The organism is Pseudomonas flavescens, from assembly GCF_013408425.1.
Lineage (GTDB): Bacteria > Pseudomonadota > Gammaproteobacteria > Pseudomonadales > Pseudomonadaceae > Aquipseudomonas > Aquipseudomonas fulva_A.
Map to the genome: position 1 here is coordinate 3205653 of NZ_JACBYV010000001.1, position 14811 is coordinate 3220463.

Annotated in this window: 14 protein-coding genes; 6 read left to right on the forward strand and 8 right to left on the reverse strand. The window is 63.8% G+C overall.

The window, feature by feature from the left end; translation table 11 throughout:
• Window positions 1-16 precede the first annotated feature (16 nt).
• Genes FHR27_RS14290 through FHR27_RS14300 form a run of 3 tightly spaced genes read right to left on the reverse strand, consistent with a single transcriptional unit; the run spans window position 17 to window position 3040 of the window.
• Complete coding sequence (locus FHR27_RS14290) at window positions 17-1408, reverse strand: aspartate aminotransferase family protein (protein ID WP_179538884.1); 1392 nt, start codon at window positions 1406-1408, stop codon at window positions 17-19.
• 43 nt (window positions 1409-1451) lie between these two features.
• Window positions 1452-2207 (reverse strand): SDR family NAD(P)-dependent oxidoreductase, encoded by a 756-nt coding sequence (locus tag FHR27_RS14295; protein WP_179538885.1) that lies wholly within the window; start codon window positions 2205-2207, stop codon window positions 1452-1454.
• 56 nt (window positions 2208-2263) lie between these two features.
• Window positions 2264-3040 (reverse strand): SDR family NAD(P)-dependent oxidoreductase, encoded by a 777-nt coding sequence (locus FHR27_RS14300; protein ID WP_179538886.1) that lies wholly within the window; start codon window positions 3038-3040, stop codon window positions 2264-2266.
• 90 nt (window positions 3041-3130) lie between these two features.
• Between FHR27_RS14300 and FHR27_RS14305 the strand changes: the two genes are divergently transcribed.
• The gene (locus tag FHR27_RS14305) at window positions 3131-4033 is read left to right on the forward strand and encodes a LysR family transcriptional regulator (RefSeq protein WP_042551773.1); all 903 of its coding nucleotides are present in this window, start codon (window positions 3131-3133) and stop codon (window positions 4031-4033) included.
• 53 nt (window positions 4034-4086) lie between these two features.
• Here FHR27_RS14305 and FHR27_RS14310 read toward each other — a convergent pair whose 3' ends face one another.
• The 3 genes from FHR27_RS14310 to FHR27_RS14320 all read right to left on the reverse strand — a co-directional run bounded on the left by FHR27_RS14310 (window position 4087) and on the right by FHR27_RS14320 (window position 6248).
• Complete coding sequence (locus tag FHR27_RS14310) at window positions 4087-5094, reverse strand: aldo/keto reductase (RefSeq protein WP_042551774.1); 1008 nt, start codon at window positions 5092-5094, stop codon at window positions 4087-4089.
• 48 nt (window positions 5095-5142) lie between these two features.
• On the reverse strand, window positions 5143-5598 hold the full coding sequence (locus tag FHR27_RS14315) for a MaoC family dehydratase (RefSeq protein ID WP_042551775.1): 456 nt from the start codon (window positions 5596-5598) through the stop codon (window positions 5143-5145).
• Window positions 5599-5681: 83 nt separating this feature from the next.
• Window positions 5682-6248, reverse strand: coding sequence for a TetR/AcrR family transcriptional regulator (locus tag FHR27_RS14320; protein ID WP_042551776.1), 567 nt, complete (start codon window positions 6246-6248; stop codon window positions 5682-5684).
• Between the two features lie 154 nt (window positions 6249-6402).
• Here FHR27_RS14320 and FHR27_RS14325 point away from each other — a divergent pair, with 154 nt between their 5' ends.
• The 5 genes from FHR27_RS14325 (at window position 6403) to FHR27_RS14345 (ending at window position 11902) form a co-directional block, all read left to right on the forward strand.
• Window positions 6403-7197 (forward strand): SDR family NAD(P)-dependent oxidoreductase, encoded by a 795-nt coding sequence (locus FHR27_RS14325; protein WP_179538887.1) that lies wholly within the window; start codon window positions 6403-6405, stop codon window positions 7195-7197.
• Between the two features lie 10 nt (window positions 7198-7207).
• Window positions 7208-7981, forward strand: a complete 774-nt coding sequence (locus FHR27_RS14330) for an SDR family NAD(P)-dependent oxidoreductase (RefSeq protein WP_179538888.1) — start codon at window positions 7208-7210, stop codon at window positions 7979-7981.
• A 112-nt stretch (window positions 7982-8093) separates the two neighbouring features.
• A complete protein-coding gene (locus FHR27_RS14335; RefSeq protein ID WP_042551779.1) occupies window positions 8094-9194 on the forward strand; it encodes an NADH:flavin oxidoreductase in 1101 nt (366 codons plus the stop codon).
• A 150-nt stretch (window positions 9195-9344) separates the two neighbouring features.
• Entirely contained in the window at window positions 9345-9743 is a 399-nt protein-coding gene (locus FHR27_RS14340) for a DUF2946 domain-containing protein (protein WP_042551780.1), read from the forward strand.
• Between the two features lie 140 nt (window positions 9744-9883).
• Window positions 9884-11902: a TonB-dependent receptor gene (locus tag FHR27_RS14345; protein ID WP_179540097.1), complete on the forward strand. Its 2019-nt coding sequence runs from the start codon at window positions 9884-9886 to the stop codon at window positions 11900-11902.
• A gap of 52 nt (window positions 11903-11954) precedes the next feature.
• On the opposite strand, the gene FHR27_RS14350 is transcribed toward FHR27_RS14345, so the two are convergent.
• On the reverse strand, window positions 11955-12506 hold the full coding sequence (locus FHR27_RS14350) for a thioesterase family protein (RefSeq protein WP_179538889.1): 552 nt from the start codon (window positions 12504-12506) through the stop codon (window positions 11955-11957).
• Window positions 12507-13050: 544 nt separating this feature from the next.
• Complete coding sequence (locus FHR27_RS14355) at window positions 13051-14655, reverse strand: histidine kinase famiy protein (RefSeq protein ID WP_179538890.1); 1605 nt, start codon at window positions 14653-14655, stop codon at window positions 13051-13053.
• Window positions 14656-14811: the final 156 nt, after the last annotated feature.

Sequence of the window (14811 nt, forward strand, 5' to 3'; positions counted from 1 at the left end):
CAATCGACCGTACAGGTCAGGCACGCGCACCTGGCATCGCCAGCAGCTCGGTAAGCCCCTCATCGAGGGTGGCGAGCAGCGTGTCGACATCGGCGGCGCTGGTATCCGGGCAGCACAGGGTCATGTTGTGGAACGGCGTGATGAGGATGCCACGGTTGATCAGGTACAGGTGCAAGGCCATCTGCAGGCTGTCATGAAAGGCCGCTTCGGCCTCGGCACCGGTTTTCGGCGAGGTGGCGCAGAACTGGAATTCGCAGCGCGCGCCCAGCTCGGTGACCGACCAGTTCAGCCCATGCTTGGCGATCAGTTGGCGCAGCCCAGCGGCCAGTCGCGCGGCCAGCGGCAGCATGTGCTCGTAGGCCGACGGGGTCATCACCTGCTCCAGGTTGACGCGCATGCAGTGCATGGCCAGGGCGTTGGCCGACAAGGTGGTGCCCATGCCGCTATGGCCATGGCCATGGCTGGTTTCGCTGGCGTGTTGCTGGGCCAGGCGCATGGCCTGGGCCATCTCATGGCTGCAGCCGTACACCGAACACGGCACGCCGCCAGCAATGGGCTTGCCGAGGGTGATGAAGTCCGGTTTGAGGTTCCAGGCGCGGGTGCAGCCGCCAGGTCCGGTGGAGATGGTGTGGGTTTCGTCGATGATCAGCAGGCTGCCGTAGCGTTTGCTCAGTTCGCGAACCTTTTCCATGAAGCCCGGCTCGGGCAGCACCATGCCGATATTGGTCATCGCCGGCTCACAGAGAATCGCTGCCACGTCGCCTTGGGCCAGCGCCGCCTCCAGCGCGGTCACATCGTTGAACGGCACGGCGCGGCTGGTCTTGGCCAGGTTGCGCGCCTGGCCGATCAGGCCGCCGCGGTGCACGGTGCGGCCTTCCTTGCAGCGCACCATCACATCGTCGACGGTGCCGTGGTAGCAGCCGTCGAACACCAGCAACACCTTGCGCCCGGTGATCGCCCGCGCCCAGCGGATCACGAAGCGGTTGGCGTCGGTGGCGGTGGTCGCCACCTGCCAGAACGGCAGGCCAAAGCGCTCGGCAAGCAGTTCGCCAGCGATTACCGCATCCTCACCGGGCAGCATGGTGGTCAGGCCATTGGCGCCCTGCTCGGCGATGGCCTGGGCGATGGGATCGGGCGAGTGGCCGAACATGCTGCCGGTGTCGCCGAGGCAGAAGTCGATGTACTCGTGGCCGTCGACATCGTAGAAGCGCGCCCCCTTGGCACGGCTGACGAACAGCGAACTGGGCATCGACCAGTCGCTCATCCAGTGCATGGGCACCCCGCCGAACAGCGACTTGCGAGCACGCTTGGCCAGCTCGACGGATTTCGGGTTGCGCTGCAGAAAACGCTCGCGCTCGCGGCTGGCGAAGGTCTCCACCGCCGACTCGCTGATTCCACTGTTGAACATGAAGAACGCTCCTGTTGTTGTACCCATCAGGTCGCCGCAACGCTCAGTTGCCGGCCGACACACCACAGTCGATTGCCATGTCGGCGCCGGTGATGGACCGTGCGCCGCTCTGGCAAAGGAAATACGCCAGGTCGGCCACTTCGCCGGGCTGGATGAAGCGTGCCGCCTCGCCTTGCGGGTACTTGGCCAGCAGGTCCCGGTAGTACGCCGGTTGGTCGCCGTTGCCGTAACGCTGGGCCTGGAACGCCAGCATCGGGGTCTGCACATCGCCCGGTGACACGCTGTTGCAGCGCACGCCGGACGGCGCCAGGTCCAGCGCCAGCGCCTTGGTCATGAGGGTCACCGCGCCCTTGCTCGCGCAGTACGCAGCGGCGTTGCGATTGCCCTGTCGCCCGGCGTCGCTGGAGATGTTGACGATGGCGCCCTGGCTCTCGCGCAGCGCCGGGATGCTGGCCGAGCACATGAAGAACGTGGCCTTGAGGTTGACGTCCAGCACGATGTCGAAATCGTCTTCGCTGAACGACTCGACCGGCCCTTCCCGCCACACCCCGGCGCAGTTGACCAAGGCGTCCAGCCGGCCGGCGCTGGCGAGCAGCGCCGCGACCACCGCCTTGCAGGCGCTCGGCTGGCGAATATCGGCAGCGTGGGCGCCGGCCAGCTTGCCTTCGGCCTGCCGGGCAGCAAGCGCGGTAGCGTCCAGGTCGGTGCCGAACACGGTCCAGCCGCCTGCATTGAAACGCTCGCACATGGCCTGGCCGATACCTCCCAGGGCACCGGTGATCAGAACGACGGGCTGCATCGGGTTCGCTCCTCGGCCCGCAGGCCGCTCGAAGGGATAAAAAGAGGGGTTGGCGCTCAGGGCGCCTTGTTCTCGATCAGGCTGTTGCCGCCATCGATCACCAGCGTCTCACCGGTGATGTAGCTCGCCTCGGGGGACGCCAGGAAGGCCACCGCGGCGGCGACTTCTTCGGGGTGGCCAGCGCGGCCCACTGGCACGTAGGCAGCGGCACGCGCCTCTTCCGGCTGGGCGCCGCCGGTGGCGATCCAGCCAGGCGCCACCGAGTTGACGGTGATGCCCTGCCCGGCCACTTCCAGCGCCAGCGACAGGTTGAGCCCGACCATGCCCGCCTTGGCCGCGCTGTAGCCGGCTTCGCCCTGATTGCCGACCCGCGTGCCGGTCACCGAGCTGACATGCACCACACGGCCATAGCCGCGCTGCTGCATGCCTGGCAACACGGCTCGGGTGAGCAGAAAGGCGGTGGTCAGGTTGCGCGAGATCGACAGGTTCCATACGGCGAGGCTCATCTTCGACACCTCGACGAAGGGCTCGGGGCTACCCTGCATGGCCATGCCGGCGTTGTTGACCAGGATATCGATGCGCCCCCAGCGCGACTCGGCCCAGGCCGCGAAATCCTGCACCTGCGCTTCTTCGGTGAGGTCGACCGCACGGCCCTCGGCCTCGAAACCGGCGGCGCGCAGCTCGGCCACGCGCTCGGCGATGCGCGCGCTGCTGGCGGTGACGATCAGCTTCACGCCAGCCGCACCGAGCCTGCGCGCGATGGCCATACCGATGCCACGCTCGCTACCGGCCCCGCTGACCAACGCCACCTGACCTGCCATTGCCCTGAACATACCGATCTCATCCCACGGGTTTGATGGGCTGGATGCTAAGCGCATAAATCTGATACAAAAAGACAACTGTTATCAGAGAAACTGACAACCATGGTGTTCACCAGCGAATCGTTGCGGGTATTTCTCGCCGTTATCGATCAAGGCTCGTTTTCCGCCGCAGCCCGTGCCCTGGGCCGGGTGCCCTCGGCAGTGAACATGGCGGTGTCGCAACTGGAGGCGGAACTCGACCTGGTCCTCTTCGACCGTTCGACCCGCAAGGCGCTGCCCACCCCTGCCGCTCGGGCCCTCGAACCCCAGGCCAGGCAGGTGGCCAGCCAGCTGAACCTGCTCGATGCCCATGCGTTGCAATTGCACAAGGGCCTGGAAAGAAGGTTGGTCCTGGCGATGGCCCCGGAACTGCAAACCGGCGCCTGGAGTCGCCCGCTGACGACTCTGGCTCGGGAGTTTCCGACGCTGGAAATAGAGATACGCTCAGCCGCGCAGACCGATGCGGTGCGCATGCTCCACGAGGGCAGCGTGCAGGTGGCGTTGATGTTCGAACGCCCCGGCATCGACGAACGCGAAGCCTTTGCCGAGGCCGGTAGCCAGTTGCTTACCGCAGTCGCGGCGCCGGGTTACCCGTTCACCAGTGAAGGCGAACCGCTGGACGAGGCGCACATGGCGAACACGCGGCAGATCGTGGTGGCCAGTGGCGACCCCAATGCCTCGGACCCGCAGATCGTACTGTCCCATCGCGTGTGGCTGACGGACAGCTACATGGCCACCCTCGATCTGGTGCAGGCTGGCATGGGCTGGGCCTACCTGCCACAGCCGCTGGTTCAGCCGATGATCGCCTCCGGCGTGCTGGCTGCGGTCAAGTTCGACAACATGGCCAGCCAGATACGCCTGTGGGTCGATGTCATCTGGTACAAGAGCCGACCTCTGGGCCTGGGGGCACGCCGCTACCTGCAACTGCTGCGCGAGCAGGTCGAGGCCGGGCCGGCGCGTTCGTAAGCATCCGCTCCGCTGCAGCGTCCGAACTTCATCGACCAACCGCCAACGCCCGTTTAGGCAACGACTCTCGGAAGGTTGCCCGAAGCCCAGGCAACCGGGACTCGCGCAGCTGTGGCCTGGCCCGGATCGCTCACCGCATCGAGGCGGGCGATCTGCTCGGTCGACAGCTCGAGCGCCAGAGAACCAAGGTTATCGGTGAGCTGCGCGAGGGAACGTGGGCCGATGATCGGCGCCGCGCCGTGAGTGCCGGCCCAGGCAATCGCAACCTGGCCCGGGTTGATGCCCAGCTCATCGGCAACCGAGATCAGCACGTCGAGAATCTGCGTGCGCTGCGCCGAGTTCTCGGCCTGGAATACCCGCCCACCGAAGCCTTCGGCCCGGCCCTTCTCGCCGTGTCGGTATTTGCCGGTGAGCATGCCACCACCCAGCGGCGACCAGGTGACGATACCCAGCCCCAGGGCATGGGATGCCGGGAACAGATCGGCCTCGGGGTCGCGATGCACCAGGCTGTGCTCGAACTGCGCCGCCGCGATGGGAAGCGCACGCGTCAGCTCCGCCAGGGTAGCCGCATGGGCGAGACGCCAGGCCGGAAAGTTCGACAGGCCCGCATAGAGAATCTTGCCGGCACGAGCCAGATCGTCGAGGCCACGAATCACCTCTTCCATGGGCGTCACAGCGTCAGGATGGTGCACCCAGTAGAGATCGATACGGTCGGTCTTGAGGCGCTTCAGGCTCGCCTCGACCGACGCGACCATCGCCTTGCGGCTGTTACCGGTGACCAGGCGGTTGGCATCGGCTGCCGCGCCGTTGGCGAACTTGGTCGCGAGGACGAAATCCTCGCGGCGCCCCTCCAACAGCGTACCCAGCAGCGCTTCGGACTGGCCGAACTGATACACGTCGGCTGTGTCGATGAAGTTGCCACCAGCTTCGGCATAGGCGTTGAAAATGGCCTGACTGGTATCAGGGTCGGCGCCATAACCCCAGCCGGTTCCAAAATTGCCCGTGCCCAGCGCAACCTGGGAAACCTGCAAGCCCGTTTTGCCGAACGTTGTGTATTTCATGCTGTTCTCCACCGCCGTCAGGCAGCCACTGTTAGAGGTCGATTAGCGCTATTGCTCAGGGCGACGAGGCACCACCAGATTGCCCACGGAAACCTGCACGACCTGGCCATCCTGATTCAGCGTGGTGGTGCGCATTTTCACCAGCCCTTGAGTAGGCTTCGACCTGGATGGCCGCACCTCCAGCACCTCGAGCTCCACGCGCAGCTCGTCACCGGGCCTGACCGGCAACGGCCAGCGCAGCTCATCGAATCCGGCACCGACGATGCCGCCCGCAAGTTTCGGCTCGCAGTCCACCAGCAGGCGCATGGTCAACGCTGCGGTGTGCCAGCCGCTGGCGGCCAGTGCGCCGAAGATCGAGGTGCTGGCAGCGGCTTCGTCGAGATGGAATGGCTGGGGGTCGAACTCGGCGGCGAAGGTCTTGATGGCCTCCGCGTCGAGGCGAACCCGGGTAGTGCCAACGAAGCGTTGACCCGGTTGCAGGTCGTCCAGGTAGTGGATGGTCATCTTCAGGCTCCCTCTTTTTCGGGCCGCGAGTGCGGCACCAACAGGTGTTCTTGGTGGCCGGACACCGCGAATGGCCGGCGACGTCAATCCGCCTTCTCGGGGAAGGCCGCGAGGATCTGCACGCGACAGGCGTCGATGATCTCGTCCGCCAGCGCAGAGTCGTCCGGGCAGGCGCGCGACAACACGATTGCCCCGACCGCCTGTGCGAGCTGGCCGATCATTTGCGCTCGCGCCTCCTGGCTTCGAGAGCCGTCCTGCTGCTGGAGCGTTGCCAGCAAACCCTCGATGCCGTCAGCGAATATCGCCTTGATCTGGTCAGGCTGACGCGCCGCATCGCCGCCGAGGGCGGCCATGGTGCAGCCAGGCCCACGGGCATCTCGGTGTTGTCGGGAAACGTAGAATTTGAAAAAGGTGGCCGCGTCCACATCGCTGCTGCGCTCCAGGGTTTTCGAAATCCCGCACGCAGCCGCTTCCGCCATCAGGTCGGCCTTGGAGCCGAAGTGCTTGTAGAACCCGCCATGGGTGAAGCCGGCGGCGGCCATCAGGTCGGCCACGCCCACTCCGTCATAACCACGATCACGAAACAGCGTTGAAGCGGTTTCGACGATCAACGCTCGGTTCGCCTGGGCCTGGGCCTTGGTGACTCGCATATCCACATGCCTCCTGGTGAATCGCCTATCGATGCGTCAAGCATACATTGATGTCGATCATAATCAAAAAATATTGACAATTAAGATTACGATCGACATCTTAATTGCACGACGCGCAGACGACGCGCGTCTCCCCCAATCAGCGAGAGCCTCCATGACCAGCCTTACTACCGTCCTCATCACCGGCGCTTCCTCCGGCATCGGCGCCACTTATGCACAACGCTTCGCACGCCGCGGCCATGATCTGGTCCTGGTGGCGCGTGACCAGACGCGCCTGGATGCCCTCGCGACCCGCTTGCGTGCAGAACATGGCGTCGCCGTCGATGTTCTCCAGGCTGACCTGACTCAGCCAGCCGATCTGCTGGAGGTGGAGGCGCGCCTGCGCGATGACGCACGGATCGGCGTGCTCATCAACAACGCGGGTGTGGCTCAATCCGGCAGCTTCATCGAGCAGACGGCCGACAGCATCGACCGCCTGATCACCCTCAATACCACTGCCCTGGCACGCCTTGCCAGCGCCGTCGCGCCCCGGTTCGCCGCAGCAGGTGCCGGTAGCATCGTCAACATCGGTTCGGTGGTTGGCCTGGCGCCGGAGTTCGGCATGTCGGTTTACGGCGCGAGCAAGGCCTTCGTGCTTTTCCTGTCGCAAGGGCTGAACCTGGAACTGGGCCCCAAAGGCGTTTACGTGCAGGCCGTGCTGCCGGCGGCGACCCGTACCGAAATCTGGGAGCGCGCAGGCATGGACGTCAACGCCCTGCCCGAGGTGATGGAGGTGGACGAGCTGGTGGACGCGGCGTTGGTCGGCTTCGACCGCCGCGAGCTGGTGACCATTCCGCCGCTGCACGACGAAGCGGGCTGGGGTGGTCTGGAAGCAGCACGCCTGACCCTGCTCTCCGGTATTCGACAGGCCCGTGCGGCCGAACGTTATCTGTCTCCCGAGGCTCAGTGAGGTCAACGACATGCAGCCATGGGTACTGATCACCGGCGCGTCGAGCGGTTTCGGTGAAGAATTCGCCAGGCAGTACGCACAGCTCGGGCACCGCCTGATACTGGTGGCGCGGCGCCTGGATCGCCTCCAAGCGCTGGCCGAGTCGCTGCGCCAGCAGCACGGTATCGAGGTCGTGGTGGAACAGGTCGACCTCGCGGATATCGAGGCGGTCCGTGATCTGCATCGCCGTTTGAATCAGCGCGGCATCGAGGTCGACGTGCTGATCAACAACGCCGGGCACGGGCTCCAGGGCCCGTTCCTGGACGGCCCGCTGGACTCCGCCCTGTCGATGATCGGGCTGGATATCGCCAGCCTCACGGCCATGACCCACCTGTTCGGCCAGGACATGCGCCGGCGCAAGCGCGGCAAGATCCTGCAGGTCGCCAGCATCCTGGCCTATCAGGGTGTCGAGAGTTTCGCGGTCTACTCGGCGGCCAAGGCCTACGTGCTTCGTTTCGGCGAAGCCTTGCACAGGGAGTTCAAGGCGGATGGCGTGACCGTCACCACGCTGTGCCCGGGCATGACCGACACGGGCTTCGCCAGCACGGCAAAGCAACGCATCACGCCAGCCCTGGAGGCCGTGATGATGAAGACGCCGCCCGTGGTGCGCGCAGGTATTCGCGCCATGAATGGCGGGCGTATCAGCGTGGTTCCCGGTATTGCCAACAAACTGAATGTCGTGTTCATGTGGGCGACGCCGCGCTGGCTTCACCAGGCCGTGCTGGCCCGAATAATGGCTGCGTGATCGTCAACGGTAATAACGAGATAACCCGCTTGGCGTCGCCAATTTTCCAGTTAACCGTACTTGCAGGTACCGCTGAGCTTTCAGCGGCCACTTATCCCAGATGGAGTGAGTCATGTCCGACGTTCTGTTCAGCCCCTTCAAGCTGAAAAGCCTGGATCTTCCCAACCGTATCGTCATGGCGCCCATGACCCGTGGCATGGCGCCCGAAGGCATTCCTGGCCAGGCGCATTCCGAGTACTACAGCCGGCGCGCTGCCGGTGGCGTGGGCCTGATTCTGACCGAGGGCACGGTGATCGACCGCCCGGCCTCGCGCAACATGCCGGGCATTCCATTCTTCCATGGCGATGCAGCGCTGGCTGGCTGGGCTGAAGTGGCCAAGGCCGTACATGCGGCCGGCGGTCGTATCGGCCCACAGATCTGGCACACCGGCTCGACCCGCTCCCGTGGCGAGTGGGTGCCTGATGCACCGGTCGAAAGCCCCTCCGGGCTGGTGGCCCCCGATGATCCGCGCGGCGTGAGCATGACCCTGGAAGACATCGCCGATACCGTGGCCGCATTCGCCAGCGCTGCGGCGGATGCCAAACGTCTGGGCTTCGACACGGTCGAGCTGCATGGCGCCCATGGCTACCTGATCGACCAGTTCTTCTGGCCGGGGACCAACACCCGTACCGATGCCTTTGGCGGTGCGACCATCGCCGAGCGTTCGCGCTTCGCTGCCGAGGCGGTACGCGCCGTTCGCGCGGCCGTTGGGCCGGACTTCCCGCTGATCCTGCGGGTCAGCCAGTGGAAACAGCAGGACTACGCCGCTCGCCTGGCGACCACGCCAGAGGAAATGACCGCCTGGCTGGCGCCGCTGGTCGAGGCCGGCGTGGATATTCTGCATTGCTCGCAGCGCCGTTTCTGGGAGCCGGAGTTCGCGGATATCGACGGCGAACAAGGCCTCAACTTCGCGGGCTGGGCGAAGAAACTCACCGGGGCAGCGACCATCAGCGTCGGCTCGGTAGGGCTCGATGGCGACTTCTTCGGCGCCTTTGGCGGCAAGGGCTCCGATGCCGCGGTGCTGGACAACCTGCACCTGCGCCTCGAGCGTGAAGAGTTCGACCTGATCGCCGTCGGCCGTGTGCTGATCTCCGACGCACAGTGGGCCAACAAGGTCCGCAACGGTGAGCCGCTGCCGGGCTTCAATGCCGCCGACCTCGCCACCCTGGCCTGATCGTCGCCGCGCAGTTTGCGCACTTGAAACGCCAAGGACCCGCAGCCGACGCTCCGCGCCCTTGGCGTTTTCCTCTCGTGCCGCGGATGCGGCAATTCACCACGCCGGCTGCACGTGCCAAACCTTACCGCAGTGGTAAAGTTCGGCCCCATGAAACTCGCCCGCGATGAACGCTCACTGATTGCATGGATGCTCTACGCCAGCGTCCTGTTCAGTCTGTTCGTCTGCGGGATTCATCATGGACAGATGAGCGGCCTCGCCCTCAGCGGTCTGAACGGTGGCTATTGCGCCTCTGGCAGTGACCACGGCCAGAGCTACGACGACGGCGGTTCCAGCCAGTCTCAGCAAATGAGTGCGCCGTTCAACTGCCCGCTGTGCTCCTCCTCTTCCCTGGCCGTCGCCGTCAATACCGCCAGCTGGAACATTGGCCATCTGCTCTCGGCACTGCCGTCGCCAATCGTCGCGCGCAGCCTGGCACAACCGCCACCGCGCTATCTATGGCCCTCCCTGAATCCCCGCGCCTCCCCTTTTCGCCTCCTCGCCGTGTGACCCAATCAGCCTGATTCCATCGGCCTGCGCCCGCGCGCGGCCGGGAAACAGCGTCACTTGTTCCGCGTGGAAAACCTTTGATGAACCCAACAGATACCACTCTGCCGCTACCACTCGCGCGCCATTCGGCGCCAACCGTCATGCTCGCCTGCCTGTTCGCCCTCACGCCGCTGAGCCAGGCCGTTGCCGACACCCGCAGCCCCGGCGATTCGGTCGTCACCCTGGGCGCGGTCAGCGTCGTTGCCGGGCAAGCCGGCCCGCTGGCCAGCCACAACATTCTCAGCTCGGTCGATGTGCTCGGCGCCGACATCCTCGAAAAGCAGCCGGTGCAATACAGCTGGGAACTGTTCAGCCGAGCGCCCGGCGTGATGCTGACTCAATTCAATCAGGGCACCACCTCCGGCAAGCTGTCGTTTCGCGGCTTCAACGGCGAGGGTGAGGTGAATGCCGTCAAGCTGCTGATCGATGGTATTCCCAGCAATACCAACGACGGCAACATGCCCTTCATCGACATGGTCTTCCCGCTGGAGATCGACAGTATCGAAGTGGTGCGCGGCACCAACGACCCGCGCTACGGGCTGCACAACATCGCCGGCAACGCCAGCATCAATACCCGCCAGGGCGGCAACGACGGCAAGTTGCGGCTGCGCTACGGCAGCTTCGACACCCGTGAGCTGCAACTGGTGAAGGGCGTCGAGGACGGCAACTGGAGCCAGAACTATTCGTTCAGCTACCAAGGCAGTGAGGGCTACCGGGATCATGCCAAGGCCGAGCGCATGAGCTTCGCCGGCAAGTGGTTCTATACCGCAGACGATGACGCCTGGCGTGCCGGTCTGATCGCCCGGCACTACACGGCCGATGCCGACGAAGCGGGCTACCTGAGCCGTGCCGACTCTCGCGAGCGGCCACGGCAGTCCTATACCAACAACGCCACCGATACCGGTGAGCGGGAAATGAACCAGCTCAGCCTGCACCTGGATGCCAACCTGTCGCAGACCCTGAGTTGGGCCAGCAAAGCCTATGTGAACACCTTCGAAGACCGCCGCTGGACGCAGTACTGGCGCACCTCGTCGCAACAGGAACGCTACGCCGACGAAACCCAGTACGGCGCGCTGAGCAGCCTGACCTGGCGCCCCGAGGTGGAGCATCTGCATGCCTTCGCCCTTGAGGGTGGTGCCGAGGTACAGCGCCAGGAGAACGAAAGCCTGCGTTACCGAACGCAGCAGCGCAGCCGCGTGGCGCAGACCCGCGATCAGCAGTTCGACCTGAATGTTTACGGCACCTATGTGCAGGCGGTGATCGAGCCCACCGACACGCTGAAGATCATCCCGGCGTACCGGGTCGACAAGCTGTATGGCGGCTACGTCAATGGTTTGAGCGGTGAGCATGCCGACGTCAACGACTATGGCCTGATCAAACAACCGAAGATCAGCGTCGTCTACTCGCCCTGGGAGCAAGCCAGCCTGTACGCCAACTGGGGCCGCAGCTATCAGGTCGGTGTCGGCTCGGCGGCTTATCGCCTGGCGACCCTCAGCGACGACCTGAAACCCTCGATCAACGATGGCTGGGAAACCGGGATCAAGTTCAAGCCAGCCGCCTGGATCGATGGCCGTATCGCCTATTGGGAGCAGAAGGCGTCGGATGAAGTGCAGCGCAAGCTCAACGACGCGGTCGGCGATGCCGAAAACGTCGGCAAGACCCTGCGCAAGGGTTGGGATCTGCAGCTTAACCTGTACCCCACCGACGCCAGCAGCCTCTGGCTGTCCTACTCGCGGCAGTTCTCGGAGATCCTCGAGCCCAACCCCAACCTGCCAGCCAGCAAGGGCAAGGAGATGGATCACGTGCCCCATCACCTGTACGCCGCAGGCTCGACCTACCAGCTGACCCCTGAGCTCGAGCTGTCCGCCTGGCTCAACGGCCAGAGCGACTATTACCTGGAGCGCACCAACAGCACCGGCAAATTCGGCAATTACGTGCTGCTCAACCTTGGGGCGGTCTATCAGCTCACGCCCACCCTGAGCGTCGACGTGCAAGCCAAGAACATCACCGACCGCTACTACGAATACGCCTGGTACGACGACAGCGCCAGTGTGCAGCAATCGCTACACGCTGCCGGCGATGGTCGGGCGGTCTATGCAGGCCTGACGCTGGACTTCTAGAGGACGGCCATGGCCACGTAGCGACTGCATACGTGGCCATGGCGCGATGACGCTAGCTTGGCTCGCCCTGCTCTTCGTCACGCAACTGGCTGCTCAACCTGTCACAGCTCTCCGACCAGTTGCTCAACCAGTCGGGCAGTGGCGGCGACTGCTCGGGCAAATTCAGCTCCAGCGCGAACGCTCCTGGCGACACGTTACCGTTCGGCCCGCGGAACAACCCGCGCATGATGACCATGCCCAGCACCCGGCCATCCTTCACGAAGCGGTGCTCGATAAAGCTCCATTTCTCATCCCAACCCAACATCCGGGTATGAATGTCGAACGATTGGAACAACTTCAGTTCGCGGCGAAACTTGCCCCATACGTCACCGACGATGGGCAGGGCACGATGCCTCAGGGCAACCCGAAATGCGCCGCTGCGCAGCACGTAATCCATGCGTCCGACATCGGCGAGGGTGAAGTAGCGACCGTTGGTGACATGCCGGTTCAGGTCCAGGTCCAACGGCCAGACGCGCATGCGCACCACCGTCGTTTCGAACGCGGAGACCGGGCGGCGCCAGGGGCGGCGCAGAAGCATCAGGAAAAGGCGAAACCAGAGATTCATGGAGCGAGAGCCTGCACGAACGAAAGAGCGTGCACTGTATGCGCCGCTCGTCAGGCGAGGTAGCAGCAGAACTGCCTTACTCCATGGGATTTACGCAAACCAAGCCACGCTGAAACGCATGGACTGCAAGCCGATCATCGAACAGCTCATGCTAGCGGCGACTTCCCAGGCCGGGTGCGGGGCCGGAATGCCGTTCGGGCCATGGCCTGGTCGCTCGGCCAAGGCTGCGAAGCTCCTGCACCCTTTTGGTCTGGGCGATGAAATCGAGCATCACCGCCTGCACCAATGGCCCATTGGCCAACTGCGCGGTGCTCAGGCACCTGACACCCAAGCACTGGCCTTCGTTGGACATAGCCGTGAAGCATATGCCCGTAGGGCCTCTTTCGAGGTCCAGCTGGCAGCCCGTTTCCTCGGTAAATCTATTTATATATATGTCCATAAGCTTGTGAGGCGCATAGGCATAAATCGGTTCGCATTGTATCGATACCACTCGTCAGGGGTTCGCTTGCAGCGCCTGCCGGGCCGCTCGGAACCCGAGCGCTGATCACCCCACGCCCGTGGGCCCCTCGATGACCTGGCGCACCTTGCGAGCGAGGTCGTTCGGCACATAGGGTTTGGAGATCACGTCGAATTCGCTGCCACCGGCGTCGGTGCGCTCCAGGGAGTTTTCCGAGTAACCGGTGGTGAGCAGCACCCGTTGGCCGGGCTTGCGACGCCTTGCCTCGCGGGCGAGCATGACCCCATTCATGCCACCGGGCATGATCAGATCGGTGAACAACAGGTCGTAATCGGCCGCTTCGAGCATTTGCAAGGCTTCCCGAGCGTTCAGGGCGATCTCTGCCACGTAGCCGTAGTCCTCGAGCACCATCTTGGCCAGATCCGCGACATCGGGGCGATCCTCGACGACCAGCACGCGCTCGGTGCCATTGCGCTCGCCGGATCGCTCTTTCGACGGGCTGTGGATGACCTGACTGTCATCGGCTGGGAAATACAGGCGCAAGGTGGTGCCGACACCCTCCTCCGAATAGATTCTCACGGTGCCGCCAGACTGCTTGACGAACCCGTAGACCATCGACAGACCAAGGCCGGAGCCTTTGCCTTCCTCCTTGGTGGTGAAGAACGGATCCATCACCCGCTTGCTTACGCTCTCGGGCATGCCCATACCATTGTCGGTGATGGCGATGCTCACGTAGCGACCCGGCATCAGCCCGTCATAGGACATGCTGCCCAGGTCCTCGACCACCACGTTCTTGGTTTCGATATGAACCATTGGATGGTCGCGCCCTTCGAGAGCGTCGCGCGCATTGATGAGGATATTGAGAAAGGCGACCTCGGCCTGGGTCGGATCGATCCGGCAATTCCATAGCGAATTTTCCAGCGTCAGGCGCAGGTTCACCCTGCCCAGGGTTCTTTCGCCGAGTTCCTGGAAGCCATTGACCAGCCCATTGAGATTGAGCACCCGGCCTTCGAGCTTCTGCTTGCGCGAGAACGCCAGCAACTGCTGAGTCAGCGTGGCAGCGCGATCGGCGGCGTTGCGCGCATTGTGCACGCAGCGGCGGATGCGATCCTGATCGTATTCGGGTTTGCTCGCGGTGCGATCGAGCACCTCGAGATAACCGATCATCACCTGCAGCAGGTTGTTGAAGTCGTGGGCGATACCGCCAGTGAGCTGGCCCAGCGCTTCCATCTTCTGCGCCTGACGCAGCCCCTCTTCGGCATCGCGACGACGGCTGATATCGAGCTGCGAGGCGAAGAAATAGATCAGTTCACCGGCATCGTTGTACACCGGCGAGATGAACAGCGCGTTCCAGAACGTCGAGCCGTCCTTGCGGTAGTTGATCAGTTCAACGGCTATCTCCTTGCGCTGCGCGATGGCTTCACGCACCTGTGTGACGACGGAACGATCGGTTTCCGGCCCTTGCAGAAATCGGCAGTTCCTGTCGACGATTTCCTCGACGCCGTAGCCCGTCATCTCGAGGAACGCGTTATTGGCGAAGATGATCGGGTTATCGTCTCTATTCGGGTCGGTAACGATCATCGGCATGCGGGTGGTTTCCACCGCAGCGAAAAAGATGTTCTTGCCGGAAGCAGAGATATCGCCGGATGAGGAGTTATCGACCCGAAAGTTCTGTTTACCGCTGGTAGACATCGGCTTTACCTGTATGACTGTCGCAGCCAGCGAAGCGGCCACTCTGTATAATTCGAGCAAATGGCCATCAAGAAGTTCTACAGGCAATGCTGCATGTACAAGTTCGAGCAGCGTATGGCGAACTTATTGGCGACAGACCCTGCAGCCACGAAGTCG